The following is a 25,822-nucleotide window of genomic DNA, read 5'->3' as shown; positions in this document are numbered from 1 at the left end:
CCGTCGCCTCGGCAAACCTCGTTACCGCTGGGCTTGCACATTCGTCGTGCTGCGGACCGGCCGCAGGGCTGCGCACCGCCGAGGCCCGTCGCTGGCGGTGTTCGAGTGGCCCGGGCGGCGTCGATGTCCCCCGGGTTGACCGGCGCCGTCCTCAACTCCTGCAGCACAGGCGGGCCTCCGGTCCCGGGAGCGGTGGCCGAAGCGTGCAGCAGGGCTCGTGCGTGCCGCCGTAGGACATCGTCGCGCCCGTCCAGGATCGACCGCGGTTCGCTTCGCTCAGTTCTATCCGACGCGCTTGGCCAGCGACAGGCCTATTCGCGCGCACCGCGCGGCGTAGGTCTGGAGATGCTCATCGGCGAAAGCCTCCGGGTCCCAGTCCCGGTCCAGGACTTCTCCGGCCGGCCATACATACGCCCATCCCGACCTGCCGGAGGCGAGCGTCACCGGCCGGAGCTCGTAGACGTCATCCTCGAACGTGTCGAGGATTCGCCACTCCCGGTCGCTCAGGTCGGTGAGGATCATTCCGTCTGCGGAAACGCCGTGCGGGCTGTGGACGAGTCCGGGATACACACGGCCTTCGAGCGCAGCTGCTCTCCAGCCCGGTGCGGACGCTGGAGCACGTGCCGGTATGCGCCCCAGTAGGCCTTCAAGCACGGCATCGAACTGGAGGGTGCCGTAGCAGAACAGGATGTCAGGTCCTGCCGTGAGTCGGTCCCGGCGACCAGTAGTCTCCGGGACCGAGGCAGAGTGAGTGATCGATTGGAGCATGAGCGTTCCAGTTTCAGCGTGAGGGCAAGTACATCGCGTCGTAGACGGGCGACTCTGGGGCGTGCTTGATCTGTCCCATAATCGTGTACCCCCACCGCAGGTAGGCATCGTGGGCAGGCTGATTGTCGACGATGCAGGTAAGGGCCGTGACGGTCTCTGAGCGACCGGCAATGACCGTGTCGTGGATCAGGCGGCCGAGCCCCTTGTTCTGCAACTTAGGGAGCACCATCAGCTCCCGCAGCCAGAACACGCCGCCGTGGTCACCCAGTTCGACAAGGTCGGCCGGCCGCCGGTCACCCAGGGCAGTCCACCACGGCTTGTCCGAGGGCAGCGTCGCGCCGTGCACGTACCCGACGATCCGACCGTCCTGGTGGGCGGTGACGGTCTCGAACCCCTCGGTGTCGTACGCGGCCTCCAGACGTTCCCGGAAGGACTCGGCGGAGAAGAACGGGTCACCGATGTACGGCAGTACGTCATACACCTTGGCGTAGACGTCGACCAGTTCGGAAGTTATGGCCTTCGCCGACTGCGCGTTGTGCCGCTGGAACTCCGGGTCCACGGTGTGCATCTCCTTTGCTGATCACGCGACATGAGCGCGGATCTGTTCGAGTAGGTCCCCCACACCGCGGGCGCGGTGATGCGGAAGCATTCCGTTGTGAACGATCTTCAGCTGCGCGGCCGTCCGCGTGGAAGACATGCCGTGCTCGACGAGCCGGAGAGCTTCCATCGCGGCGTTCAGGCCGTGATCGACGTCGCCGTTCGCGACCGCGGCAACCGACAGCCTGCCCAGGCACATCCCCCGGTTTCGGGAGTGGGCGACATCCTGTAGGGCTTCCGATCGGGCCAACAGCGTCTGCGCATGGCCTGTCTGGCCGAGATCGAGACGACACATCCCCTCAAGGCAGGTCAGCTCCGCGAGGTTCAGGAACAAGGCCCAGTCCGGGTCCCGTTCGTCCTCTCCGCTCTCCCACTCCTGCCAGGCCCTTTTGATGGCGACTTCGGCATTGAAGGCGTCTCTGAGACGCGCGTAGCCCTGAGCTTCCCTGATCGTCAGGAGGGCTATCACCCTGCGGGGCGAGTTCCACAGCTCCGCGTGCCGCTGCCCGAGCTTGGCAAAGCGGACGGCCTCACGCCCCTTGTTCACGTCGACGGCTTGTCGAGCCATGTTGCTCAAGGTGCGGCTGGCCAGCACGTCGTCGCCGGTGTAGTTGGCCGCGTTGAGAGCTTCGGAGAAGTACTGCCGCGCCTTGTCTTGCAGGCCAGCGTCGTAACAGAACCACCCGAGCGAGGTGGTGAGCTTGCCCGCCAGCGCATGAAGCTGATGGCCTAGGGCCTCGTCGTAGATACCCCGGTCGATCATGTGGTGCGTCCAGAGCAGGTGTGCCCGGGTCGGCCGCCACAGCCGGTTCGCGCCGAACTGCTGATCGATCGCGTAGTTGTCGTCGGCCGCGGCTGACAGGAACGCCACCTCCTCCGGGACGATCCGCCACTCACTGGAACGGCTGGTGCCGGCTGTGGTCTCGGCCAGCCACGGAGGAGGCGCCTCATCGGAAAGCGGTCCCGCGCCCACGGCGACCATCAGGGGGCCGGAGGTGGGTTCCTGAGTGATCAGTGGAACCGGTGTGAGAACCACCGGGCCGCTGTCGTCCTTGGCCGGTGGCCTCAGTCCCAGTTCCTCGACGGGCCGCCGCCAGTACGCGGCTAGGACCGCGCGGCTGTCCGGGTGCGGCCACGGTGGTGGGTTCTTGCTTTCCCACTTCGAGAGCTGACGGACGGTGAAGGTGGGGAGCCCGCTGATTCGGCCCTCGGCGTAGAGGCGCTCGGCGAGGTCGGTGAGTTCCTTGACCATCGCCTCCTGCGAACGGTTCACGCTGTGGCGTAACCGCTTCAGTTCACGCACATCCACCGCCCCCTTGCTGTCCCGTTTCGCCTCACGGTAGCGACTTCGGTGGGAGGGCGTGAGGGTTCGTCAGCGAAAGGCCCTGGTCAGGCGTAAAGGGCGGTTGAAAGGGCGGGTAAAGGGCGGGTAGGAGGCAGCCAGAGTTCCGGCGAAAAGACCTGTTCACCGATCTGCGTCTTCGCTGCACTGGGTCACGCCGCACACACCGCGTATGTAATTGACGCCAGGAGCGCTCATGCAGACCCGCGAGATCGCCGAGCACGAGATCGTGTCCGCGTGGTTCTCCGTGGCGACAGGCCACCCGGAGACGGCCACCGGCGTGTGGCACGAGAACCCCCACCTGCCACGGCGCCTCGGGTGCGGCATGACCTTCGACATCGTGCTGACCGATCGGTGCTTGATCGAGGCGGCGTACCGGCTCCTCGACCAGTACGAGCAGCCGCTGGGCCCCGCCGTGGTCTTCACCAACCTGCGCTCCGCGGCCGTGCTGGTGCCGCGTGGCACCGGGGAGGTCTGGTACAGCCTCATGGCGGCCTCGCAGTGGCCCGACCGGCTTCCGCGGCCAGCGTGCCTCGGCGAAGGGCACGCGATCCTCGTGCCCGCGCTCGCCCCTCGGCCGACGTCGGGAATCGTGCGCTGGCTGGTGCCTCCCGACGGTGAGCAGTCCGTCGGTGGAACGCCGCTGCTCACCAGTCCCGCCCCGCTTGCACGCTGCCTCTCCGAGGCGTGCGCTCTCCTCGCGCCGCCGGAGCGAACTCCCCTCAGCAGGGCTGTGTCGGCAGTCAGGTCGGTCCTGCCATCCCCCAAGAGGACGTGATGACGACGACAGCCGTACGACCACCCCGCGCGGTCCCCCAGGGCGACACGGACCTGCTGAACCAATGGGTCGACGTCGCGCCCCACCACGGTGCCGGCCCGCTCCGCAAGGCAGATGCCCACTGCGTACGCGTCCTGCGTAGCAGCGCCGCCGCCCGAATCCGGTTCTGCGGCCTGGAAGACCTGATCGACGAGGTGATGCTCCTCGTCAGCGAGTTGGTGACCAACGCGGTACTGCACAGCGGAACCAGCAGGGTCGGCCTGGTGATGGCCGTACGAGAAGGCTTCCTCCACATCGACGTCATCGACGGCATGCCTGGTCACGCGACGCCCAAGCAGGTGGGCTCGGACGCCGAGTCGGGACGGGGCCTCGCCTTGGTGCAGATGGTGGTCGAGGAGCGCGGCGGGGCCTGGGGAACAAGGGACACCGGCTCGACGACTTGGTGCCGCCTCGCCGTGCCAGAGGAGGCCGTCGAACTGCTGAGGGCCAAACAGTGCCTTGCGGAGGAGCGGTGACCTTCCCATCCCTCAGACTCGTTTACAACCCGCGAACTATCGAGCCGGCATACAAGAACCTCTCCCTGGTCCCCTACATCACACAGCGGGCGGGGGAGGACGCAGCCCCGGACAACCTCGTCATCACCCGACATCCGGCCGGCGCGCGGCTCTACTACGCGGACGAGGACCCGCGGGACCGCGACCCTCGCGGCGCCCTGTGGGCTCGGTGCGGCTGGAACCCCGTTGATGCCCAGGGCCGGATCACTGGCGAGCCGCAGTGGAAGCTGATGCACCCCCACCGGCAGATGGCGTGCATGCAGACGATGCTTTGTCAGGTCTGCGCACAGCCCGCCCGCACGCCGCTCGGGTTCATCTTCCTCGCTGGCCCCCGAGACCAAGATCCCAGCCAGCCGACCATCCTCACGAACCAGCCTCCCGTCTGCCGCAGGCACGCGCGTGCCGCTGCGAGGCTCTGCAAGCACCTGGAGGACAACCCCATGGTGTTCCTGGCCAGGAGCGCGCCCCTCTACGGCGTTCACGGCACCGTGTACGGGCGGGATGGACAGGGCGGCGTGAAGGTCGTGGTGCAGCCAGACGCACCTCTGCCGTACGGCCACCCGAACATCGGAACGTTCCTGGCCTCGCAGCTCGTTCGCCGTCTCCAGTCGTTCCGCGTGGTCGGTCTCCTCGAACTCATCGAGAACCTGGCTACGCCCGCCGCCTAGATCTCCTGCCTGATCGGCACACGCCCTTGCCCCTGCGGCAATCGGGCAGGTCGCCTCCACGCCCCTCCCAGCAGGGCATCTGAGACCAGGTGGTCGCCGCGGCCATGCCGCTCGGCCCGCCCAGAGCCCCCGATCCAGAAAAGGACCACCCTGTGGTGACTTCCTCCTCCCAGCCCCTTCGGATCGCCATGCTCGGCACCCATTCAACGGGCAAGACGACGCTCCTGAAACGCATAGAGATGGAGCTGCGCGGCCGCGGCGTCACGGTGGTGCTCACCGAGCAGCTCGGCAAGCGCGCCGCTGCGGCTGGCCTGCCCAAGATGCAGCACCACACCGTCCAGTCCACCGAGTGGATCATCGCCCAGGGCATTCTCGACGAGGCCAACGCCGCCGTTCAAGGTGCCGATGTCGTCCTCATCGAGCATGCCGCCCACACCGCCATCGCCTACTTCGAGGCCGCGATGGCATTCCGGGCCGAGACACCTCCCCGGCGCGAACGTGATCGGCTGCTGACACTCGCCTCAACGCAGCTCCCCAAGTACGACTTGACGTTCGCGACCGTGCTCGACCAGAACGTGCCCGTCGACACCAACCACGAGTACGACCCAGCCTTCCGGAGCCTCGTCGACGACCGCGTGCACCGTCTCCTGGCCAACGACGTGATCCCCCACCAACGGGTGACCAGCGACCCCGACAGCCAAGCCCACGCCGTAGACGTCGCCGTCCAGCACTGCCTGAAGGAGGCACTCGTATGACCGTCGCGCCGCGCGCCGGCAGCCTCGATATCACCACAAGAACCGTCTCCCGCCTCGGTCTCGGCGCCATACGCCCGGCCAGCCCCGACATGTGGCAGGACCACATGCCCCCCGCTACGAGAACTGCTGGTCGCTGGTGATCGGTCCCTCGTTGGTCGGCCCGGTAGGAGCTGTCATCGACTTTCACAGCATCGTGATGCTTCCCGTAGGGGCGTTTACGACGGGCAGACGGGCCCTCCGTCGCGACGTCCCCTCGTTCAAGCCGTCGGCGGTGGGCGCGTGAACCCGACGCCTGTTGGGCCGACTCGACTCACCGCGCCGGTGCCATACCCGGCATCCTGCTCAGCCGTACTGCCACCGTTTCCCGGTCTCCCGGTACTCCTCGACGGGGATCGGTCGGATGTCGGGGCGCATGCGATCGCGGTAGAGAACACCGTCGAGATGGTCGACCTCGTGGGCGACGAGGCGGGCCATCCCCTGTGTGAAGCGGGACAGCCGCGGGCTGCCGTCAAGGGCGCGGTGCGCGACGACGATGCTCAGGGGCCGGGGAACCCGTCCACGGACGTCGAAAAAACTCAAGCACCCCTCGTACTGCTCGTCCTGATCGGCGGACGACTCTTCGATGGATGCGTTGAGGAGCACGACCGGCTCGGCGGCAGGTTCTGGAGGAATGACCACGGCGGCGGAGCGGTCGATGTCGATCTGAGGGGCAGCGATCCCCATCCCCTTGCCGAACGTGTGCAGGTCCCGGACGCGGTCGATGGCGGCGAGCAGTTCACGGACGACGCGCTGGGCGTCATCGGCCTCTGCCGGAAGGTCAAACGGGCGGGCCGGGCGCGTCAGGATCTCAGCGCCCTCCTGGACGACGCCGGCGTGTGCCATGGCCTCGCTGGCAGAGAGGGTACTCACAGGGGCGTTCTCTTTCGTGTCGGGTCCGGCTTTCAGGCGCCATTCGAGACGGAACCGGGCATGCAGGGGCGGGTCCATCGTTGCCCAGGAGAAGACGATCCGGTCGCCCCTCATGGTGCGTTGGGGCTGTGTCTTCAGCGGCGCGACGTCGGCGCTCAGGGACGTCTCAGTTCCCCAGACGGCCGGCTCGGTCTCCGAGGGAAAGGCGAGTTCCACGGTGAGGCGCCGAGTCGGCAGGCGGACCGCTCGCTGGAACCAGGGGCCCCACTTCTCAGCACCGACGCAATAGGAGTAGGTGATTTCCGCTTCCTGGCCCGGGTAGAGCGGGAAGCGGCTGGTGGGGCCCTGGAACTGGAGCCACAGCTCCTTGAACGCGTCACGGTCATGTTTGACGATCCAGCCCATGGGCTCGTCGCCGCAGTGTGCTTCGAGAGCGAGTTCGTCCCAGGTCAGCGGGTTGCTGCGGTACAGGGCGTTGGATCGCTGCTCGGCAGCATGGTCATCAGCGGCATCGTCGGCATGGACCCGGCCGACAGCGCCCGCCTGATCGCCGAGCTCCTGGCCCACGCAACCAGCTCCCCGTACGTCTATACCCACTGCTGGAGGCAGGGCGACCTCGTCGTCTGGGACAACCGCGCCACCTTGCACACCGCTTCGCCCTGCGACAGTTCCCGCCACCATCGGCTGCTCTACCGCACCTCGATCCGCTAGTCCGGGCCGCCAGAGAGCCGACTTCGCTCCTGGTCGGGGGGCGGGCGGCGAGATCCCGCCGGTCGCAGGCTTGTCACCGCTATCGTGCGGGCATGGCCGAGAAGGAGCACGCGCTCAGTGTCAATCGCATCAACCGGATCGCCACGGAGGTGCACGCGGTCTGCCCAGAGTTCGACGCCGAACAGTTCGCTCGCGACGTCGTCGGTGGCTTCCCGCGGCTCGCGCTGAAGGCCAGGATCGCCCGAACCAGCCATGGGCTGAGCACCTACCTGCCGGTCGACGGTCTCCAGGCCGTCGACGTCCTGCTGCGATCGCTGCCCGCGTCTCCGGAGGAGGCAGGGGCAAGCACCGATTTCGGCCTCTACATCTACGCCCCGCACTCGCACTTCGTCGCCCAGTACTGCCGTAGCGGCCCGGATCTGGAACAGGCGCTGGAAGCGCTTCGGCGTCTGACGCCGTACTTCTCGGCCGAGGACGCCATGCGGTACTTCATCCGCGACTTCCCGACGGAGACCTTCAAGGCCGTCGAGTCGTGGACCGAGGATCCCGATCACCGTGTACGTCGCCTGGCCAGTGAGTGCACTCGCCCGCGCCTTCCCTGGTCGGTCAACATCCCCGTTGGCATCGACGCCGGGCTGCCGATCCTCGACCGGCTCTACGGCGATGCCAACCGGTTCGTGACGCAGTCGGTGGCCAACCACCTTCATGACATCGCCGAGGACGATCTCAACCTGGTGCTCGGCACGCTCGGTCGGTGGAAGTCGGAGGGCCGCGCCGAGCAGAAGGAGTTCGCCTTCATCGCGCGGGAGGCGTTGCGCAGCCGGCTGAAGAAGGGTGACACCGCTGCCTACGAGTTCCTCGGCTACCCGAGCAATCCGCCGGCCGAGCTTTCCCCTATCCGCCTGGAACGCACCCAACTGCGCCTCGGCGAGACCCTGGTGTTCGCCGCAGACCTGACCGCGTCGGCGTCGACGAACCTGCGGGTGAACTATGTTCTCTGCTCGCCCACCAAGACCGGCAAGCGCCGGGAGAAGGCGTATGTCCTGAAGACCACCGCGGCCCAGGCCGGGCAGACGATCACGCTCGGCAAGCAGCACCTGCTGCGGTCCACGGCCACCGTGACGCTCATGCCCGGCGAGTACACGCTCGAGATCCATGTCAACAGCCGCCGGTCCGAGCCCGTCGCTTTCCACGTCACCGAGGGGTAATCACGCCCGCGCGGGGCGGCCTGGCGACCGCTGCAGTTTCCGTCCGGTGTCTGCAAGGCGCTCGGAGTCTCCAGGCAGATCCTCGACGGGGCGGCGAAGCACGACCTGTCGAGGCTGCATCGTGGACCCAGCAGCCATCGCTTACGTGGCGTCGGTCTGGGGGTCGTCGTCCCGGTCGGTCGCCAGTGCGGCCGGCAGCGGCAGCCCGTACTTGTCGCACAGGAATCGGGTCTGGCAGTACCGCTGGGCGTCGGCGGCCACGCTGCTGAGAACTGCGGCATTGATGCTGGCACCGATGAAGACACCCACGAACGGCACGGCCTTGGCAACGCTTTCAACTGGCACCCGGGAGCCGGCCGGGCCCATCTGCTGCATCAACTTCTCAAGGGCGGCCAGGAGGCGGTGGTCCTGGCGGAGCTTGTTCGACCACCTCACCCGTCCCTTGATCGCGACCGACGCCCGTGCGGTCTCAGTCATCGGCTTGGCTTTGGCCGCCTGTGCCATGAAGGACCGGCGTACCAGGCGCTGGATGAAGATCTGCTCATGGGGGTCTTTGGCGTCGTAGCCGTAGGAGTACGCGATGCGCGCTGCGATCGACGTGCTCAGGACCTGGATGACGAGGACGTCCGCTGTCATCGCGACGAGGGTGCCGGCGACGGGGACCGTTGCCAGCAGGCCCATGACCCCGCCTTCGAACGCGCCAGCGGTCCGCCACCTGAGGGTGTTGGAGGTCAGCAACCGGTCGCACACCTTGAGGTCCTGCTTCCGTAGTTCGGTGAAACTGCTGAGTTCGAGACCTTGCTTGCGGGCGAGTTTCTCGACGTTCTTCGGGTCGTTGAGCTTCATTGCTCCGTCGTTGACCAGCTCAAGCAGCGCTGTCACGGCTCCGAGCGCCGGCTGCATGGCCGTGTCGGTGACCGCTTCGCCTGCACGACGGATCGGTTCCGCGACCGTCTCTGGAACAGCGTCCGCAAGGCGTCTCGCAGCGTTTCCCGCGGCCTCACCGGTGCGGCCGAGCGCGGCGCTCGCCCAGTTCGGCAGACCACGGCGGTTGTTGCGGCGCTGCCAGTGCTCGTTGAGCGTGTCCCATACCTGCCGCTCGTACGCGGTCATCGGGGTTGCACCGTCGACGAGTGGGCCGGTGTAGGGACTCATTGAGGTTCTCCATTTCGGGTGTGATCGCTGGGGCCACGATGCCCTACCAGCCGATACGTGAGTGAGGCCGCGGTGCGGAGGGCGATGTCCGAAGCCGACTGCACCGGTCACCTGCGGGTTGCTTGTAGGCGCCGTCAGAATTCGGTGAGGATGAGCGCCAACTCGTCGACCAGCGCGATGAGGCGTGCCAGTTCTGTTCCTTGCCGGGCGCGGCGGAAGCCGCGCCGACGGCCACCGTATGCGGCTTTCACAGCGCTGAGCTGCGCCCAGCGCCGCGCGCGGTCTCGGTCGAGCTCGGCACTGTCCGTGAAGACGTCGAGGGTGCGGAGGACCGACCTGGTCAGATCTCCCTGCTCAGCAAGGACCACTGATCGGGATTTGATCAGCATGCCGCAGTCGTAGGCCCTGTCGCCGACCCAGCCCTTCGGGTCTGCCGCTAGCCAGGGCTCGCGGGCGGCTGCCAGGATGTTCCGCGCATTCAGGTCGCCGTGGATGAGGGTGTCCGGCTGGAGTTGAGCGAGCTCGCGCACCGTCGCGATCGCGGCATGTACCAGGTGGGACGGCAGCGCGTGAGGGAACTCCCGGGCGTCCCATTGCAGTTGCTCTTCCCACGCGCCCGCCTGCTCTTGAAGGCGGGGAAGGCCTGGGGGCGCGGGGACAGCGAGGCGGCGGCTGACACGCCCGGCGATCGTCGCCACATCATCACCGGATGCAGCCTGGGCCAGCGTCGATGAGTGTGCCCGCTCCAGCAGCATCGCGAACCGTCCGTCGTCTCGCTCGTGCAGCAGGACCGCGCCGCGCCCGCCCCAGGCCGCGAGCGCGTCCGGCTCGAACCGGTTCTCGGCGTGCGGGAAGGACATCTTCAGCACGGCGGGCTCGGTCGCCTTGCGCAGCACGGGGACAACGATCCCGACGCCTCCGTACATCACCTCGCCGTCCGGGGCGCAGTCCCAGCGGACCGCCAACTCCTTAACGATCAAGGGAAGTTCGTCAAGCCACGCCGCGCCTTCGTCGCCTTCGCGTGCGATGGTGACCCGCGCGAACTCGTCTGGCGTGCGTATCACCGGCGGGCCCACGGGATGAGGGACGCAGTGCGCCGTGCGCCCGGTGTCCTCATTCAAGGCCGTCCGCCGGCGCCTGCCGCGGACCGGGGCGCTGCCAGCGCGGACATGCCGTCACGGTGTCCGGGAGGTACGGGGCGGGAATGGTCATGTCTCTCCTCGTGACCTCTGCGCAGGCCTGATGCGCGCGGCTTCGCAGGCGGAAGCCCGTTGAACGTAGCGGCGGATCTGATCGAGCGGGCACCGATGGCACGAACACCCCGCGAGCGTGCGACGACCGCGTCGAAGGCGCTGATGCTAGCCGTCATCGTGGCCGCTCACAGCGTCGCCGCGCCGGTCGGCGACCTGGCCAGACGTCAGATCAAGCCACTTTGGCAGGCCCTCAATTTCGGGCTGCGTCACGGTACTTCAAGAATCCTTTCTCCCGGATCCGCCCCAGGTCATCGGCCCGCTTAAGGGTGCTCGGCCTTCGCTGCGCGGCAGGTTCGGAATGACCGGATCACGGCGTCGTCCCCCGCCGATTGTCAGTGGTGTGGACGAGGGTGCGTGCGCAGAGCACATCCACGCCCCGCCGAAGGAGACCGGTGCCCTCGACGCCGTCATGCAATCCGCCGCTCGGGCTACGGGCGCGCCGTCGTCCCCGGGAGGGTGAATCGAACAGGCGGGCGCCACGCGCCTAGGCCGACAGCACTTGCTCCTTCCGCCCGGCGTCGAACTCTCGCTCGCCCCATCGCCCGAGGCTGCCCGTATCAGCTCTGTGATCAGGGGCGTTGTCCGGGTGCTCTACCCGTTTCCCGACCGAGGAGAATCCGTGAATCCCGTCCGCGTGCTTACCGCCCTTCGCCCTGTGTTCGAGAATCCCCCCGCCCAGGCCACCGCGTTCCGGCGGCCGGTTGATGCGCGTCGCGCCCTGTTCGCCTCGGCATCACGACCGTCATCGAGGTGGGGGGCATGACCCACCCGAGCACTCTCGCCCCCGCCCTGCTTGCGTGGGCCACCCGGGCCCTCGGTGCCCGGCCGTCCGTCCAGGACGCCTCCCACCCGCGGGAGAACTCCCGGGTCTGGCAGCTCTCCCTGCCCGGAGACGTCCACTTCTACCTGAAGATCTCGCCGCAGCCGTTGATGTACGAGCGCGAGACCCTCGCACTGCGCCACGCGGCCCCGGCCCTTGGCGTCGGCCACGCGCCGCAGCTGCGCGCCTCGAGCGCGGACCACTTGGCCCTGCTCCTGACCGCGATCCCGGGACGGCCTCTCAAGCAGCTGGTGCTGACGCCCGCCGAGGAAGTCCGCGCCCATCGGCAGGGCGGCGTCCTGCTGGCCCGGCTCCACGCGGCCGGCGACCTGTCCGGTCCCCGGCGTGCCGAGGCCGAGCAGGCGCTGCAGGCTGCGGCGGATGGCGCCGAGAACCACCTGCGGCAGGCCGGGGAACGGGTGACTCCGGCGGAGCAGAAGCTGGTGCGTGACCTGGCCGGGCAGCTGCGTGATCTTCGGCCGCTGCCGCTCGCGTTCATCCACGGTGACGCATGGGAGCGCAACCTCATGTGGTCCAGGCATCGGGGACAGGCCGGGTGGCTCGACTTCGAGAGGGCCCGGTTCGCGGCCGCGGTGCAGGACTTTGTCCTGATGGCCTGCGCCACCTGGGTGGATCGGCCCGACCTGCGGGCCGCGTGCCTCCAGGGCTACGGCCGTGATCTCACGCCCGAGGAGCAGCACGCGCTGAAGTGCCTGGCGGCGCTCGACGCGGTGAGCTGCCTGGTCTGGGGTCCGAAGCTCGACGACCCGCATGTCACCGCGCGCGGCCGGCGCACCCTGGACCGGCTCGTCGAGGGGGTGTTCGCATGACGACACCACACGAGCAGACAACCACGGCGGAAACAGGCGAGGCGGGCGCGTTCGACGCGTCAGCGTCCGTTCCGGCGGCCCGGACGGGAGTTCCGCAGCCGTCCGCGCCGCCGGAGCTCGACTTCAAGGGACGCCCCCACCGGCTGGCGATGGAGGACACCACGCTGTGGGAGATGGCCCGCCGCATCCCGCAGGCCCTGGCGCAGACCGCCCGGCTGGCCTGGTCGGTGGACCGCCGCATGGTCATCACCATCATGGTGTGCCAACTGCTGTCTGGCATCGGCACGTACGTCATGCTGACGTCCGTCTCCCACGCCCTGGGCCCGCTGCTCGGCGCCGACGACCCGCGCGCCGGGCTGAACGCGGCGTGGCCCGCGCTCTCAACCGCGGTGGTGGCGATGGCCGGCGGTGCCACGGCGTGGATCCTGGCGGACTGGGCCACCCGCCGGCTCAATCCGCAGATCGCCGCCGCCGCGGACCTGACCATGATCGACCTGCACATGCGTGTCGAGTTGTCCGCCTACGACCAGGAGGGCTTCAAGGACGCGAGCCAGGCCGCCGAGATCGGGTCCATGCGCGCCGTCGACCTGGCCGACGACGCCAAGACCCTCACCCAGGGACTCATCCAGCTCGTCTCCGCCGCGAGCGTCCTGACCAGCCTGCACCCGCTGTTGCTCGTCGTCCTGGTGCTGTCCGTCGTCCCCCGCGGTCTCGGTGGCGTGATCGCCGCCCGGATCGACTACCGGGTCCACGACCGCACCCTGTCGGCCAGAAACGTCCGGTCGATGATGAGGTGGTGGCTGACGACCAGCGAGCTCGCCGACGAGCTGCGCGCCAACACGATGCGCCCGTACCTGTATTACTGGTATCGCACGATGTGCGACCGAGTGGTCGGGCGTGAACTCGCCGGTTCCCGGCCCTACTTGCTGGTGACCCTGCTCGCCGCTTCCCTCTCCGGACTGTTCACGGTGGGCATGTGGGCCTCGCTCGCGGGCCTGGTCCTGGCTGGCGCGATGAGTACGGCCGCCGCCGGGACGGCGATCGTCGCCTCCCAGACTTCCGGACGTGCCCTGAACAGCCTGGTCAGGTACTCCGCGGTCATGTTCCACCACGGCCTCTACTTGCACGACTATTACGCGTTCATCGCCGCCTACCAGTCCATGACGGCCAAACGCGGTGACACCCAGGCCGCCGCCCCGCACGAAGTGACCCTGGAGAACGCCTCGTACACCTATCCCGGCGCGGACAAGCCGGCGCTGGACTCCGTGTCCCTCACCTTGCGCCGGGGGATGGTGATCGCGCTCGTGGGCGAAAACGGCGCCGGCAAGTCCACGCTGGTGCGGCTGCTGACGGGACTGACCGTGGCGGACGACGGAGGCCGGGTCCTGTGGAACGGGACCGATCTGGCCACCGCCGACGCCGAGTCGGTCTGGCGGCACGTCGGCCTCGTCCCGCAACGGCACGGCCGCTGGCCCCTGGCGGCCCGCGAGAACATCACCCTGGGCCAGCCCCGCGAGCACGGTGACGAACCGGTATGGGAAGCCGCCGACCGCGTCGGCATGGGCGGCGTGCTGCGCGCGCTCCCTGACCGGCTCGACACCCTGCTGGCACGATCGGTGTGGGGCGGACATGAACTGTCCGGCGGGCAGTGGCAGCGCGTCGCCTGTGCCCGGGCGCTGCACCGGCAGCCCGCTGTCCTCATCCTCGACGAGCCGACCAGCGAGATGGACCCGCGCGGTGAGCACCAGGTCTTCCACCAGCTCCGGGAGTGCAAGCAGGACCGGATCACTGTGGTGGTGACCCACCGGTTGGACAACGTACGGCTCGCCGACTGGGTCATCGCGTTGGACGGCGGCCGGATCCGCGAGCAGGGCACCTTCGATCAGCTGATCGCGACGGAGGGCAGCCTCGTAGGCGAGCTGCACACACTCGCTCAAGATCGATGACCTTCATCACGTGATCGCGGGTGTGCCCCCGGGGCCCTCCGGCCCCGGGGGCACACCTCTCTACGGGCTACCGCTGCTGGATCCACCACACGATGCCCGCCACGAGGGCCGAGCCCAGGGCCCAGCACGCGCCGCGGACCAGGCTGAAGAGCGCGGCATGGCCCAGCTTTCGGGCGATGGGCGTGGTCATGGTGACGTGTTCCTCTCCTCGGTGGCTGCCGGCCGGCGGGCCGGACGTGGAGAACGGTTCCGCGTGGGGGCGGCGGCCGTCCGAAAGGGCGGGCAAGGCGGGAGAACTACCTCTACGCTCCTGGTCATCGGCGTGCCCGCCGACCCCGACGCGGGCAGCGGAGGGCAGGCGGGCACAGGGGAAAGGTGGCGCGGGTGGGGGAATCGTCCAAGGCCCGTGAGCTGTACGACGCGCTGCGGGCCCTGGAGGCCAAGGCCCGCGCCGGGTACGGCAGGAAGGCCGGGCACGCTTATTCGCGTCGTGCTCTCGCCCAGGCGGTCGAGGGCTCGACATCGAAGCTCGACCGGCGCCTGGCCGTGTGGATGCCCGACGACTGGGACGAGGCGAAGACCCCGAAACTGAGCAGCAGCGAAAGGTTGATCGCCATCGTCCGGCAGCTGAGCGCGTGGGCGGGTGAACGGTTCGACGAGGGCTGGTGGCGCACGCTCCTGGATCAAGCCCAGCCTTCCCGCTCGTCCCTCCCTTCCGCGAGGGCGCGAGAGCGGGGGGACCAGAGCTACGCCGAGTGGATCGAGCAGCACATCCTGTCGGCGCAGCTGATGGACAGGGAGGCCGAGCTTCAGGAACTGGCCGAGTTCTGTTCCGGCCCGGATCTCCCTGGCGCATCCGCGTACAGGTGGTGGCAGGCGCCGCCCTGGGCGGGCAAGTCCGCCTTGGTCGCCGACTTCGTGCTCCGGCACCGGCCGGACACCGTGGAGGTCGTCTCCTGCTTCATCACCGATCGCCTTGGCCGCAACGACCAGTCGGTATTCCTCCAGACGGTGCTGCGGCAACTGGCCCTGATCGCCCAGCGGGAGGTCTCAGCAGCGGACAGTCGTCCCGAGGACTTCCCCTCACTGTGCCGGGCCGCGGCGGAGGCGTGCCAGAACCGGGGACGGCGTCTGGTGCTGATCGTGGACGGCCTGGACGAGGACCAAGGCGCCGCTTCTGGCGGGCCGAGCATTGCCGCCGTGCTGCCGAGGGTCCCGCCGGCGGGGATGCGGGTAGTGGTCACGAGCCGGCCCGGCCCGCGCGTTCCGGACGACGTTCCTGACGACCACCCTCTGCGCGCCCGGGATGTCATCCGCACGCTCGCACCGTGGTCTCACGCCACGGGCCTCAGCGTCCTGGCACGACATGAGCTGCGGCGGCTGCTGGACGACGAAGCGGTCGGCGTCCCGCTGCTCGGATTGCTGGTGATAGCCCGCGGCGGTCTGACGTCCGCCGACCTGGCCCGTCTCGTCGGGGTAATCCCGTACCGGGTGGACCGGCTCCTGCGGGGAATCACCGGCCGCAGTTTCGTACCGGGAAGCCACGGCCAGGTCCTAGTGCCTGAGCCTCACGCCACCCCCCACGTCCACGCGCTGGGCCATGAGGAACTTCGTCAGGAAGCCCTGACCGCCTTGGGCGATGTGACCGGGTTCGAGACGCAGCTGCACGAGTGGGCGGATGACTACCGTGACCGGGAGTGGCCCTCGGACACCCCGTCCTACCTGCTCTACGACTACCCGCGCATGCTGCACAGCGCTGGCGATCTGAAGCGGCTGACCGACATCGCCCTCGATCCGCATCGCCAACGGGCCCTGATGGAGCGCGCCTCTCTGGACACCGCCTTCACTCACATCGAGCTGACCGCCCAGCTGGTGCGGCGCCAATGCCCCGAGGACTTGGTGGAGTTGACGGCCCTCGCGGCGTCCTCGGCCGTCCTCGCCGAGCGGGCCAGAGCACTGCCGGCCGAAGTCCCTCTGGCGTTCGCCCGGCTGGGACATGCTCGGCGGGCCATGGATCTCGCCCTCGTCGCCCCGTTCCCGGCGGAGAAGGCTGTCCGTCTGGCGAGGGTTGCCCGTGTGCTGGTCGAAGTCGGGGACCGGCTCGCCGCCGAGGCGGCGTCCGAAGCCGCACGATGGGCTGAGCGGGCTCGTCGGGAAAGCGCTCCGCCGAGCGGGGACGAGCAGGAGGCGGAGGAGGCCACCGGGGAAGCGGCCGTGGCGTTGATGGCCGTCGGCGAGCTGTACCGGGGCCGCGAACTGCTCGGCCGGCTCGGGGCATCGGCGAACGCTGGCGACGACGCGGGCGCCACCGTGGTGGCCCGGGCCGCCTTCGCCGCCCGTTCCCACGACCCTGCGCTGGCCGAGGAGCTGCTCGACCAGGCCGAGCGGTATGCAGAGGAACTGTGCGCCGCCTCACCGGCCGATCCGAGCGCGCCGATCGCGGCCTGGGCCGCATGCGCCGCGGCCACCGAGGGCCCGCGAGCCGACCGGATGTACGAGCGGATCAGCCAGTACGCCCAGGCGTTCCCGCCCCGACTCACCGCCTGCTTCGTCCACGCCTCCGCAGCATCGGCCCTGGCGACCGTCCGTCCGGAACAGGCGAACACGCTGGCGGACCAGGCGGCGGGACGCCTGGAGGCCGCGCTGCGCGATCCCGAAGGTCTGTCGGCCGACGACGGCGGCGACCTGACCATACTCCTCAGCCACATGCTGACCACCGTCGTACGAGCTCTGGTGGACACCGGCTCGGTGGACCGCGCGCGCGGCCTCGTCGCGCGGGTGCCGGAGAAAAGGCACACCGGGCTGATGGGTGTCGACACGCTCGCCGGGGCCCGGGCCGTACTCGCCAATGACGTCGACGAGCTGGCCCAGGAGCCGTCGGCGCAGACGCTGGCGGAGCAGGCCTCCCGCCTCGCGGACCGCGGCGAGCCGGATGAGGCGAGCAGACGGCTGTCCCAGGCACTGGAAGCACTCGGATCTCCCCAAGGCCGAGGCCCGCAGCGCCTTTTGCCGCGGGAGACCTGGCTCATCTCGTTGTGCGCGGCGCTGTCGGCCATCGGTCGGCACGAGGACGGCGCGCAGTTGGCTCGGAGTCTGCGGGACCCGGTCGAGCAGGTGCAGGCGCTCGCTGCGGCGGCTGTCTCGGCGTCGCGGGCCGGCCATGTAGAGCATGCCCGACGCCTGGCGTACGAGGCCGCCGACCGCACCGGGACCCTGGAAGGCGCCGACAACTTCTCCTTCTTCGACGGCGCTCCCGGCCGGGAGGTGGCCGACGCGAAGGGCGCCGCCGCCCAGGCCCTCGCCTACGTCGGCGACCGTGACCGTGCCCTGGCCCTCGCCGAGGAGACCGGCCCGGAGGAACACGACAGCAGACACCGCACCCTCGTGGCCATCGCGGCCGCCCTGCGGTCCTACGACCCGGCCACCGCCGTAGACCTCATCGACCGCCAACGAGAACGTCTCCTCACCGCGGACCCACACCGCGGCTGGAGCGGACGTATCGCCGACCTCAGTGAGCTCCTCACCGCCCTCGCCGATGCCGACGCAGGATGCGCCGACCGCCTTCACCAGGCCGCCGAACACGTGGCGCAACAACTCAAAGAGTCGGATACCTGGCTGGATACGGAGGACCTCCTCACGGTGCTCCTCCTGCACGCCCGAGAAGAACGCGACGACGCCCGCAGCACGCTTACATCGTGGGAGCAGAAGTCGACCGGCAGCGCCCCCTGGGGGCTGCCGACCGGGGCCATCGCCATCGCCCACGCGGCGCTCGGCAACCTTGACGCCGCAAGGCTGCGCGCACGCCGCCACAACGTCCCGTACGACCGGGCCGAGGCATTCGCGGCCGTGGCCGGCTACCTCGCCGGGACGCCGGCAGGCCTTCGCACCGTCTCGGCCTCCACCAGCACCGCTTTCAACGAGACGTTCCGAACGTTTGCCCTGACGCACATTCCGCCCGACACGACGGAAACGGCGCGGGAGGCCCGGCAGTTCACGGCGAGTGCGCTCGCGGGCAGCGGCTGGGACTGCACCTTGGGCGTCTTGGCCCACATCGAACCGGCGGCTGTGGAACGAGTGCGGGACATCGTCTTCACTCACCGCCATCTTCCTCTGCAGACCGGCTGAACCACGCCCGAGCTACCCAGATGGCGCGAGAGCGGAGCTGGCTGACCAGGCGCTGAGCCCCACGATTTTGGGGCGATAGTGGTCCCCCGCTCACGCGCGACCGAATCGATTGCGCCCGGAGTCGGCTCGAACCCGAGCGGGCGCCAAGAAGAGCCGCAGGACAGAGCCCCTCTCGACGGACAACACTCCCGGCGGGAATCGTTGGAACTAACGAATTCCTCCGACGTCCGGCATCAGACCCAAGCCCGTGCGCCACCCTTAGCGCCGGAGGATCGCCTCGCGCATCTGGGCAAGGCGGGAATCCCACCATCGGCCCATCGGCACACCGAGCGGGGGCGATCCCTCCTGCACCCACTGCTCGTACAGGCGGGTCACGCGGTCGAGGCTCTGCTCGGCCTGGGCGAGCCGGCTGTAGACCCCGTCGGGCCCGTATTCGCGTTCACCGATCGTTGGTGTGGCCACGGTGACCCACCCGCCAGCCCAGCCGATGAGCCACCAGCCGGACTTCGGTCGGGCGTGACCGTCGGGTGTGCGGATGACGAGCTCGTCATGGTCGAACCAGTGCTGGTCAGAGCCGAGCCAGGCGGGAACAGCGTCGCCGTCCCAGATGTGGACGTGGGTCGGGCGCGGCGGGTCGGTCACGTGATCCTCCGTGGCGCACTGCGGCGCCGGATGGTGCGGTGCGGTTGATTCCAAAAGGCTGTAGGGACCTGGCATCGTTACCGAGCCGACGGCCAGGCCCCTACCCACTCCGTTCCTGCCCAGGACGGAGGGCTTGTGAGGGCCTCAAGTGGGGACGGGGCCGATCAGCCTTTGGGCCATCCCACTGTCTGCCCCTCTGGAGTGACGGTGACCTCGAACTGGTCCAGGCCCGGGGAGCCGGCGGCCTCCCACAGATGGACAGCCCTCTCGATCTGGTCCCACAAGGCGACAGGGCCGCCCTGGCGGACGGTCCACGTCTCGCCGCGGTGAACGAGTACGGCCCAGGAGCCGTCGTCCACATCGACTAGGAGGTGCTCCGTGCGGCCGTCGCGGGTGAGGGTGAGGAGCTGCGCGTGCGGGGCGGCGATCTGGGCCACGAATCGCGTGTTCCAGTCCTCCAGGTCGTCGGCACCGACCAGGGTCTTGCGCTCGTCGCCGTCGTCGGTGTCGGGCAGGAGGCCAAGCGGAGGCGGCATCTGCGACCGGGCGATCATGAAGGAGACCTGCCCGGCGAACAGCGTGCCGCGCGCCGTGCCGTCCTCACCCACGGTGAGCCGGGCCAGTTCGGAGGAACCCAGCCAGCCCGCCAGGGTCGCCAGGATGACCCCGCCGGGCCGGGTCTGCTCCACCCACGTGTACGGGAGCTCCGTCACTGCGCACGTGGCGATCAGCCGGTCGTACGGGGCACCGTCGGGGTGGCCGGCCAGCCCGTCTCCCGCGATCAGGAGCGGCGCGTACCCGGAGTGTCCGAGCGCGGCGCGGGCACGGTTGGAGACGCCCGGGTCAACCTCCATGGACGTCACGAGGTCTTCGCCGAGCCGGTGGCAGAGCAAGCCCGTGGAGTAGCCGGTTCCCGTACCGATCTCCAGCACGCGGTTGCCGTCCTCGACCTGAAGGTCTTCGAGCATCCGGACCACCAGGCCTGGCAGGGTGCTCGACGAGGTGGGCTCGCGCAGGATCTCGCCGCGGATGTCTCGCGGGGAGATCGTCCCGGCGATCTGGGTGACGAGGGATGTGTCCTGGTAGCAGCCGTCCAGCCATCCGGGTTCATCGGGCAGGACGGGCCGCCATCCGGTGGGGCCGGGGCTGTCCGTCCGTTCGAAGTAGCCGCTGTGCAGGAATGCGTGCCGGGGCACACTTTCGACTGCGGCCCGCCATGGCTCGGTGCGCAGATGGCCGTCAACGGCCAGGCGCTCGGCGAGCGCGAGCCGCAGGCCCTTGTCGTCGCTCACGTCGGGGACTTCCTCTCCAGTAGGTCCGCCAGGGCTGCGCACATCGGCAGACCCGTCTCGGGTTCCAGCCAGTACCACTGGCCGGCGGGATTGCACTCCAGGAACCACCATCGGCCGTCCTCGGCGACGCAGAAGTCGAAAGCCCCGAAAGGGAGACCGAAGTGGTTCATGTAGTGGCGCAGAGCTGACTCGATGCCCGCTGGCGGCTTGACCGGGGTGTAGGTGAGCCGGTCGTAGTCGGTGCGCCAGTCCAGCAGGCCGGAGTCGATACGGACGCAGAACACCTGGTCACCGATGACGGTCACCCGTACGTCCCCGGACTTGGGGATCCGCTTCTGGAACAGGTGTGCCGTGCCCGCCACACCGTCGTCGATGTCGTCGGCGGACACGTCGGCGATCCTGACGACGCTCGACGTCCCGTCAACCCGGTACGTGGGGTTGTGCAGCGGCTTGTAGAGGACCGGGCCGTGCTGCTTGATGAAGGCTCTGGCCGCGTCGGGGCTGGAGGTGATGAGGGTGGGCGGCACCAGGAAGCCTGCGTCGACGGCCGCGGCCAGCCCGGACGGTTTGAACTCCGCGTCCCCGATGCGGTGGGGGTGGTTGACGTACAGGCAGCCCGGCAGAGCGGCCAGTACCCCGCCGATGCCGTAGCGGGCCTGCGTGACAGCGAACTGGGCGTCCTGGGCGTCGAGGTGGGCGAAGGTGAACCCGGTCGGCTTGCGGTAGTACAGGGAGCGCACCTGTGCCAGATCCGCGGTTCGCGAGGGGGTGACGAGACGGCCCTGGATCCCGTTCGCCGTGATCTCCGCCTCGACCGACAACGAGGCGGGGAAGTCCCCCGAGTCGAGCCGCACGACCGGGATGTCCCGGTCGTGCAGCTCACGGATCACCACGTCCGCGGTGGGGTCATGCAAGCTGGTGACGACCAGCACAGGACGTGCGTCCCTCACTGGTCGCTGTCGCTTCCGGTGTCGCTGTCCTGGGTGCCGCCGTTGCCGTCCGGGCTCGTGCCCGTGGCGGGAGAGGTGCCGGTGCTGGTGCCGTGGCCTGGCATCTCCATGATCTGGTCGTTGGCGTCGTAGAACACTGCGGTCTGCGTACCGGGGTCGAGTCGGACATCGGCGTATCCGGGAGCCATCGTGGGGTAGGGCGCCATACGACCGACTCCCCACGGCAGCGGCGTGCTGGTTCCTTGCGGGACGGCTGCGCTCGTCGGCATCCGGTCAGAGTGAACGAACATGTCTCTCCTCGGTGTTAGTGAGGCGGCTGGGTCAGCCGCTCTCTGTGATGGCTGAAGCTGGTTATGTCCAGTCGTTCTTCAGCAGGTGTGCCTTCACGTCGGCCGCGCAAGCAGCCATCGCGAACGCCTTCGGCTCCTGGTCGGCCCGTTCTCTCCACATGCGTACGGTCACGGTGGCGAACGCCCGGCGGGCCTCGGGGGTGGCCTCGCGCCACGACGGCACGCGCCGGACCCAGCTCAGTGCTTCATTCGCTGCATGGCCTGCTTCGACCATGCGCACGGCCATCCCGAACGGTTCGATGAAGGCCGCTCCACGGCACGGCCGCGACCAGTTCACGACGTAGGCCCGCTTGTCGATGAGGACGCTACGGGGACCGATGTCCGTGTGCAGCAGTGTCTTTCCCGCGAAGAGGTGCGCGGTGCCCTCGTCGGCGAACCGCGCCCAGCGCTGCTCAGCCCACTCGATCTGCGCCAGGTGCCAGAACGATTCGTCTTCCTCAGGCACGTCCATCGACGACAGCTCCTGCAGCGCGTCGAGGACGTACACCAGGTCGCCGCTGTTGGTGAAGTCGGCGCAGTAGCCATCGATGACCTCGAAGCCCAGCACAAGCCACCCGCCGGACTCGACCCGCCACAGCAGGCGCGGGCACACCGGAGGCAAGTGCATGGTGACGGCCGCTTCCTGCACCAGGGAGGAGGCTTTCACCGAGTCGGTGGGGGTGGCCTTCACGAAGACGGCACCGCGCACGGTGTCCAGGAACGCGCCCAGAACGCAGCCGGCCGCTCGCCGGTCGGAGTAGTAGCCCGTGATGCGGCCGGTCTGCCCTTCGATGGTCTGCCGGGTCTCCTCGGGTAGTTCGTCGAAGGAGCTGGGCGGCGTGTCCACAAGTGGTTCCCTGTCTGTCTCGTATGAGGCGCCCGCCCACAGGGCCGGGCACGTCAACCAATGCCGTCCTATCTGCCCGCAGTCCGCACCGGCAGTGCCGGTGCGGCCGCGAGGTCGACCAGCGTCATCAGGGCCCGCGCCACATGGGCGAGGTCTTCGAGGTGCTGGGCTGCGCTCAGGTCGGTGCTGCCCGGCCCGTCGAGCAGGTTGCTGCGGGCCCGCGTGAGGAGCCACTGCGCCGTCTTGCGGTTCTCCTCGTCCGGGATGCGGTCGATCCGTTCCTGGACGTGGGGGACCAGCATTTCGACGTCATCGCGAAGGACCGGCGTCAGCTGGTTCACACGTTTGCGTACGGGCAGTTCACGCGGCACGTCGCGGGTCACCGACAGAGCTTCAGCGCAGCGGGCCCGGCAGGCGATCGGGTCGATGTCGCCGTTCTGCTGCACGACCAGGAGTCGGGCGTGCGAGGCGAGTTGCCGCACCGCCTCCGGGCTGCACAGGCTGTGCGGGCTCCGCATCGGCACAGCCCAGTACGAGCGATGCCTGTCGGCGTGTACCGCGGTCACCTCCGGGGGCGGCACTCCGATGGAGTAGTCCGAGCCGAGGAGGTCCACCCCCGGCGACTCCCACGACCCGGAGGTGCTCGGCGGCAGCAGGAAGTAGTAGAACTCGTTCGTCGAGTCGACGAACACCGCACCCCCGTGGACGGCCGACTCCAGATAGTCGGCGACCTGCTCGGGATCGTCGGTGCCCGCCACGAGATGGACCAGGCCCGCAGGCATGCGTACGACTGCGAACAGGGTGTTGCACGCCAGCAGGGCCACGCCGTGTTTCTGCCATTCCATGACAGCACAGGCAGGGCGGTAGGCGGCCAGCAGCAGCCACGACCGCACCCTTGACTCCATCTCCTGCGCGTCCCAGGACACAGCGGGTGGACCGGCCGAGGAATCCTCCTCGGACGCGACTGCGCTTTCTGCTGCCATCCCGAGCTCCCAAGCGGCTGTCTCGTTCGCGGATACGGCGAGTAAAACGAGGACTACGCTGGGACGGGTAGTGCTTGCACGCACCAACCGGTATACCCGGTATAACGCCCTGCTTGGGAGGGTGGACCAACACCGTGAACGACGCACGCCCGCGCAACGAATCGCTCCAACAGGCCCTCAAAGACGCTCACATGACGTACGACGACCTCGCCGGTGACGTGCGGGCCGTCTCCGCTGAAGCAGGCGATCCCCTGCGCACCAACAAGTCCGCCGTCATGCAGTGGGTACGGGGCCGTCCCCCCGCAGCGGTCACGGCCGGATACATTGCCGAGGCAATGAGCCGTCGTCTGGGGCGCCAACTACGCCCCTGCGACCTGGGGTTCGACACCCCGGACAAGGAACAGCCCCGCAACCTGCTTGGGTTGGTCACGGGGCTGGATCCTGTGGACATGCTACGGCGAATCGGGGAGGCGGACATCCACAGGCGGAAATTCCTCACGGCAGCGGCCTATTCCGTCGCCGCGGCGGCACTCCCGCTCGGCACGGACCAGGCAGTCGACTACGCGCACAGAGCCCGCTCGGCCCGCACCGGCCGGGCCGGGCAGGCGGAGATCGACGCCGTACGCGACATGACCAACCTGTTCACGGCGATCGACGAACGCCACGGCGGGCAGCACGGGCGCAGCGCGGTCGTGCAGTACTTGCGCACCGACGTCGCCGCTCTGTGCGAGGCGTCGTTCGCGACCGAGAGCGAGCACCGGCAAGCCATGTCGGCAGCTGCTGCCGTCGCCTACCTGTGCGGTTGGAAGGCCTACGACGCATCCGAGCACGGTCTCGCACAGCACTACTACCTTCAGGCCCTGGCCCTGACCCGCGAGGCGGGCGACACCCTTCACGAGGCGTGGATCCTGCGCATCCTCGCCCACAACGGGATGGACATCCGCCGTCCCGAGTCCACGCTCAGCCTCGCCGATGCTGCACTGTCGCTCGTGCACGGACGCGTCGACCCGGCGACCGAAGCCCTGTTCACGGTGACCCGGGCCCGTGCCCTCGCCGTGGCCCGCAGAGGTCCGGAGGCGGCCGCACAGATCCGCGCCGCCCAGGACCTGGCGGCAGCCGGCCACACCGAAGCACTGCCCGAGTGGGCGGCCCGCTGGGGATCTCCCATGGGGACGGTCTCCAGTCACACCGCGAAGACGTTCCGGGCCCTCGGCGACCACGCGAACGCAGAACGCCACTATGGGGAATCCGCCCGACGTCGCGTCCTGAGCGAGCAGCCGCGCATCAGCGCCCTGTCGATGGCCGCCCAGGGGCGCGAGCAGGCCGCGCAGGGGCACCTCGAAGAGGCCTGCGGGACCTGGTCGAAGTCGCTGGCCTCGCTGGGCGGGGTCCGCTCCGACCGCGCCGCGAAGGAAGTGCGCGCAATCCGGCGTCATCTGCAGGTCTTCCACGGGCGCGGTGTCCGCGTGGCCGCAGTCCTCGACGAACAGGCCCTCGCCTGGCAGAGGACGTACGCAACCGTCTGACGATTGTCAGTGCTGTCCCGTACCGTGCCGGTATGGCACCCATCGGGCCCACGGGCCCGGCGGCGCCTGACCCGGACAGCATCAACGAGGAGATCCGCGCGCTCATGCAGGAGCCCGAAGGCCCTGCGCGCACCCCGGAGTACGAACGTCTCCTCATCCGCTGGGCCGAGATCAACGGGGAGAACGTCGCAGCATGAAACCGGTCACCCGCACTGAGAACCAGGGCTACCTGTTGTGGATCAGGACAGTGGGCCCGCGTCGTGTGGATCCGATCGAGCGCTGTTCGGGCAGTCGTTATAACACTGACCGGGCGCGCTTCGGTGGCTGCTCGGGCCGGAATCGTGCCCCGAGCCGCCGGATCGAGCTTTCGAGCGGCACGAAGGCGGCCGGTGGGCGCGAGCGGGGCGCCCGTGGGGCCCGATGGGGTTTCTCAAGGTTTCTGGCCTCGGTTGGCACAGGTCAGAAGGGTTCCTACGCTGCCTGTGGCGGGTTGGCCAACCCCTCTTGTTGCATCCGATCGCACGTTGAGGAGCCCCGTCATGCCCAAGCGCGTCACCTTCACGATCACGGCCGTCCTGAAGCGGCAGGACGGGCCGACCGTGGCCATCGACGATCTCCTCCAGGCGCTCACTGTGGCGCTGGAGGAGATCGAGGTGTACGTCGAGGACCCGGACCGCGATACGGAGAGCCGGTTCGACACGGCGCCGCGCCGGGCGCGGCTGTCACATACGGGCAGGCGCGTCCTCGGGGTAGACCACCGTCACGCCGACGGTGTCCCGCACGCCGAGCCGGAGCATCACCTCGGCGTGCAGTTGACCCCGCTCGTTGCCTGAT

25 protein-coding genes are annotated in these 25,822 nt (G+C 68.9%); 12 read left to right on the top strand and 13 right to left on the bottom strand.

Annotation, left to right across the window (positions count from 1 at the left end; all coding sequences use genetic code 11):
* Positions 1–282 precede the first annotated feature (282 nt).
* Genes AB0D34_RS07710 through AB0D34_RS07700 form a run of 3 tightly spaced genes read right to left on the bottom strand, consistent with a single transcriptional unit; the run spans position 283 to position 2,668 of the window.
* Positions 283–768 (bottom strand): gamma-glutamylcyclotransferase family protein, encoded by a 486-nt coding sequence (locus tag AB0D34_RS07710; RefSeq protein ID WP_362658063.1) that lies wholly within the window; start codon positions 766–768, stop codon positions 283–285.
* A 13-nt stretch (positions 769–781) separates the two neighbouring features.
* Positions 782–1,327 (bottom strand): GNAT family N-acetyltransferase, encoded by a 546-nt coding sequence (locus AB0D34_RS07705; protein ID WP_362658059.1) that lies wholly within the window; start codon positions 1,325–1,327, stop codon positions 782–784.
* A 21-nt stretch (positions 1,328–1,348) separates the two neighbouring features.
* Positions 1,349–2,668 carry a hypothetical protein gene (locus AB0D34_RS07700; protein ID WP_362658056.1) on the bottom strand — a complete coding sequence of 440 codons (1,320 nt, stop codon included), beginning with the start codon at positions 2,666–2,668 and terminating at the stop codon, positions 1,349–1,351.
* A 235-nt stretch (positions 2,669–2,903) separates the two neighbouring features.
* On the opposite strand from AB0D34_RS07700, the gene AB0D34_RS07695 reads away from it, so the two are divergent.
* The 4 genes from AB0D34_RS07695 to AB0D34_RS07680 all read left to right on the top strand — a co-directional run bounded on the left by AB0D34_RS07695 (position 2,904) and on the right by AB0D34_RS07680 (position 5,462).
* Positions 2,904–3,485, top strand: coding sequence for a hypothetical protein (locus tag AB0D34_RS07695; RefSeq protein ID WP_362658053.1), 582 nt, complete (start codon positions 2,904–2,906; stop codon positions 3,483–3,485).
* Positions 3,485–4,000, top strand: coding sequence for an ATP-binding protein (locus tag AB0D34_RS07690; RefSeq protein ID WP_362658050.1), 516 nt, complete (start codon positions 3,485–3,487; stop codon positions 3,998–4,000). Before AB0D34_RS07695 ends, AB0D34_RS07690 begins: the two co-directional genes overlap by 1 nt.
* A complete protein-coding gene (locus AB0D34_RS07685; protein ID WP_362658047.1) occupies positions 3,997–4,707 on the top strand; it encodes a hypothetical protein in 711 nt (236 codons plus the stop codon). The genes AB0D34_RS07690 and AB0D34_RS07685 overlap by 4 nt, the downstream gene beginning before the upstream one ends.
* 155 nt (positions 4,708–4,862) lie before the next feature.
* Complete coding sequence (locus AB0D34_RS07680; RefSeq protein WP_362658044.1) at positions 4,863–5,462, top strand: AAA family ATPase; 600 nt, start codon at positions 4,863–4,865, stop codon at positions 5,460–5,462.
* A 342-nt stretch (positions 5,463–5,804) separates the two neighbouring features.
* On the opposite strand, the gene AB0D34_RS07675 is transcribed toward AB0D34_RS07680, so the two are convergent.
* A complete protein-coding gene (locus tag AB0D34_RS07675; protein WP_362658041.1) occupies positions 5,805–6,938 on the bottom strand; it encodes a peptide deformylase in 1,134 nt (377 codons plus the stop codon).
* On the opposite strand from AB0D34_RS07675, the gene AB0D34_RS07670 reads away from it, so the two are divergent.
* Both AB0D34_RS07670 and AB0D34_RS07665 read left to right on the top strand, forming a co-directional pair.
* The gene (locus tag AB0D34_RS07670) at positions 6,867–7,082 is read left to right on the top strand and encodes a TauD/TfdA family dioxygenase (protein WP_362658038.1); all 216 of its coding nucleotides are present in this window, start codon (positions 6,867–6,869) and stop codon (positions 7,080–7,082) included. The genes AB0D34_RS07675 and AB0D34_RS07670 overlap by 72 nt on opposite strands.
* A 92-nt stretch (positions 7,083–7,174) precedes the next feature.
* Complete coding sequence (locus tag AB0D34_RS07665; protein WP_362658036.1) at positions 7,175–8,290, top strand: hypothetical protein; 1,116 nt, start codon at positions 7,175–7,177, stop codon at positions 8,288–8,290.
* Between the two features lie 141 nt (positions 8,291–8,431).
* Here AB0D34_RS07665 and AB0D34_RS07660 read toward each other — a convergent pair whose 3' ends face one another.
* Both AB0D34_RS07660 and AB0D34_RS07655 read right to left on the bottom strand, forming a co-directional pair.
* Positions 8,432–9,403, bottom strand: coding sequence for an EcsC family protein (locus AB0D34_RS07660; RefSeq protein ID WP_362658033.1), 972 nt, complete (start codon positions 9,401–9,403; stop codon positions 8,432–8,434).
* A 176-nt stretch (positions 9,404–9,579) separates the two neighbouring features.
* A complete protein-coding gene (locus AB0D34_RS07655) occupies positions 9,580–10,509 on the bottom strand; it encodes an aminoglycoside phosphotransferase family protein (RefSeq protein ID WP_362659035.1) in 930 nt (309 codons plus the stop codon).
* Positions 10,510–11,457: 948 nt separating this feature from the next.
* Here AB0D34_RS07655 and AB0D34_RS07650 point away from each other — a divergent pair.
* Both AB0D34_RS07650 and AB0D34_RS07645 read left to right on the top strand, forming a co-directional pair.
* Positions 11,458–12,348, top strand: a complete 891-nt coding sequence (locus tag AB0D34_RS07650; protein ID WP_362658031.1) for an aminoglycoside phosphotransferase family protein — start codon at positions 11,458–11,460, stop codon at positions 12,346–12,348.
* Positions 12,345–14,294, top strand: a complete 1,950-nt coding sequence (locus AB0D34_RS07645) for an ABC transporter ATP-binding protein (RefSeq protein ID WP_362658028.1) — start codon at positions 12,345–12,347, stop codon at positions 14,292–14,294. The genes AB0D34_RS07650 and AB0D34_RS07645 overlap by 4 nt, the downstream gene beginning before the upstream one ends.
* Positions 14,295–14,361: 67 nt before the next feature.
* Here AB0D34_RS07645 and AB0D34_RS07640 read toward each other — a convergent pair whose 3' ends face one another.
* The gene (locus AB0D34_RS07640) at positions 14,362–14,484 is read right to left on the bottom strand and encodes a hypothetical protein (protein WP_358943042.1); all 123 of its coding nucleotides are present in this window, start codon (positions 14,482–14,484) and stop codon (positions 14,362–14,364) included.
* A 194-nt stretch (positions 14,485–14,678) separates the two neighbouring features.
* Between AB0D34_RS07640 and AB0D34_RS07635 the strand changes: the two genes are divergently transcribed.
* Entirely contained in the window at positions 14,679–18,419 is a 3,741-nt protein-coding gene (locus AB0D34_RS07635) for a hypothetical protein (RefSeq protein ID WP_362658025.1), read from the top strand.
* A 258-nt stretch (positions 18,420–18,677) separates the two neighbouring features.
* Here the strand turns inward: AB0D34_RS07635 and AB0D34_RS07630 are convergent, their stop codons facing one another.
* The 6 genes from AB0D34_RS07630 to AB0D34_RS07605 all read right to left on the bottom strand — a co-directional run bounded on the left by AB0D34_RS07630 (position 18,678) and on the right by AB0D34_RS07605 (position 23,462).
* A complete protein-coding gene (locus AB0D34_RS07630) occupies positions 18,678–19,061 on the bottom strand; it encodes a hypothetical protein (protein WP_362658023.1) in 384 nt (127 codons plus the stop codon).
* A gap of 164 nt (positions 19,062–19,225) precedes the next feature.
* Positions 19,226–20,353, bottom strand: coding sequence for an ATP-grasp peptide maturase system methyltransferase (gene tgmC, locus AB0D34_RS07625; protein ID WP_362658020.1), 1,128 nt, complete (start codon positions 20,351–20,353; stop codon positions 19,226–19,228).
* Positions 20,350–21,303 carry an ATP-grasp ribosomal peptide maturase gene (gene tgmB, locus AB0D34_RS07620; RefSeq protein ID WP_362658017.1) on the bottom strand — a complete coding sequence of 318 codons (954 nt, stop codon included), beginning with the start codon at positions 21,301–21,303 and terminating at the stop codon, positions 20,350–20,352. The genes tgmC and tgmB overlap by 4 nt, the downstream gene beginning before the upstream one ends.
* Positions 21,300–21,593, bottom strand: coding sequence for a putative ATP-grasp-modified RiPP (gene tgmA, locus AB0D34_RS07615; protein WP_362658014.1), 294 nt, complete (start codon positions 21,591–21,593; stop codon positions 21,300–21,302). The genes tgmB and tgmA overlap by 4 nt, the downstream gene beginning before the upstream one ends.
* A 61-nt stretch (positions 21,594–21,654) precedes the next feature.
* On the bottom strand, positions 21,655–22,479 hold the full coding sequence (locus AB0D34_RS07610; RefSeq protein ID WP_362658011.1) for an aminoglycoside phosphotransferase: 825 nt from the start codon (positions 22,477–22,479) through the stop codon (positions 21,655–21,657).
* Between the two features lie 68 nt (positions 22,480–22,547).
* Entirely contained in the window at positions 22,548–23,462 is a 915-nt protein-coding gene (locus AB0D34_RS07605) for a DUF6415 family natural product biosynthesis protein (RefSeq protein ID WP_362658009.1), read from the bottom strand.
* Between the two features lie 191 nt (positions 23,463–23,653).
* Between AB0D34_RS07605 and AB0D34_RS07600 the strand changes: the two genes are divergently transcribed.
* The 3 genes from AB0D34_RS07600 to AB0D34_RS07590 all read left to right on the top strand — a co-directional run bounded on the left by AB0D34_RS07600 (position 23,654) and on the right by AB0D34_RS07590 (position 25,821).
* Positions 23,654–24,988: a hypothetical protein gene (locus AB0D34_RS07600; protein WP_362658006.1), complete on the top strand. Its 1,335-nt coding sequence runs from the start codon at positions 23,654–23,656 to the stop codon at positions 24,986–24,988.
* Positions 24,989–25,020: 32 nt separating this feature from the next.
* Entirely contained in the window at positions 25,021–25,185 is a 165-nt protein-coding gene (locus tag AB0D34_RS07595; protein ID WP_362658003.1) for a hypothetical protein, read from the top strand.
* 342 nt (positions 25,186–25,527) lie between these two features.
* Positions 25,528–25,821: a hypothetical protein gene (locus tag AB0D34_RS07590; RefSeq protein ID WP_362658000.1), complete on the top strand. Its 294-nt coding sequence runs from the start codon at positions 25,528–25,530 to the stop codon at positions 25,819–25,821.
* The last annotated feature ends 1 nt before the right edge of the window (position 25,822 follow it).

It is taken from the genome of Streptomyces sp. NPDC048420, from assembly GCF_040651535.1.
Lineage (GTDB): Bacteria > Actinomycetota > Actinomycetes > Streptomycetales > Streptomycetaceae > Streptomyces.
Note: the sequence above shows the minus strand (reverse complement) of the source record. Positions and strands in the feature narration are given on the sequence as shown.

Bases quoted from the DNA above. Each gene is read 5' to 3' on its own strand.
- AB0D34_RS07710 (WP_362658063.1), bottom strand. From the start codon at position 768: ATGCTCCAATCGATCACTCACTCTGCCTCGGTCCCGGAGACTACTGGT.
- AB0D34_RS07695 (WP_362658053.1), top strand. From the start codon at position 2,904: ATGCAGACCCGCGAGATCGCCGAGCACGAGATCGTGTCCGCGTGGTTC.
- AB0D34_RS07690 (WP_362658050.1), top strand. From the start codon at position 3,485: ATGACGACGACAGCCGTACGACCACCCCGCGCGGTCCCCCAGGGCGAC.
- AB0D34_RS07670 (WP_362658038.1), top strand. From the start codon at position 6,867: ATGGTCATCAGCGGCATCGTCGGCATGGACCCGGCCGACAGCGCCCGC.
- AB0D34_RS07665 (WP_362658036.1), top strand. From the start codon at position 7,175: ATGGCCGAGAAGGAGCACGCGCTCAGTGTCAATCGCATCAACCGGATC.
- AB0D34_RS07660 (WP_362658033.1), bottom strand. From the start codon at position 9,403: ATGACCGCGTACGAGCGGCAGGTATGGGACACGCTCAACGAGCACTGG.
- AB0D34_RS07650 (WP_362658031.1), top strand. From the start codon at position 11,458: ATGACCCACCCGAGCACTCTCGCCCCCGCCCTGCTTGCGTGGGCCACC.
- AB0D34_RS07645 (WP_362658028.1), top strand. From the start codon at position 12,345: ATGACGACACCACACGAGCAGACAACCACGGCGGAAACAGGCGAGGCG.
- AB0D34_RS07640 (WP_358943042.1), bottom strand. From the start codon at position 14,484: ATGACCACGCCCATCGCCCGAAAGCTGGGCCATGCCGCGCTCTTCAGC.
- tgmA (WP_362658014.1), bottom strand. From the start codon at position 21,593: ATGTTCGTTCACTCTGACCGGATGCCGACGAGCGCAGCCGTCCCGCAA.
- AB0D34_RS07605 (WP_362658009.1), bottom strand. From the start codon at position 23,462: ATGGCAGCAGAAAGCGCAGTCGCGTCCGAGGAGGATTCCTCGGCCGGT.
- AB0D34_RS07600 (WP_362658006.1), top strand. From the start codon at position 23,654: ATGACGTACGACGACCTCGCCGGTGACGTGCGGGCCGTCTCCGCTGAA.
- AB0D34_RS07595 (WP_362658003.1), top strand. From the start codon at position 25,021: ATGGCACCCATCGGGCCCACGGGCCCGGCGGCGCCTGACCCGGACAGC.
- AB0D34_RS07590 (WP_362658000.1), top strand. From the start codon at position 25,528: ATGCCCAAGCGCGTCACCTTCACGATCACGGCCGTCCTGAAGCGGCAG.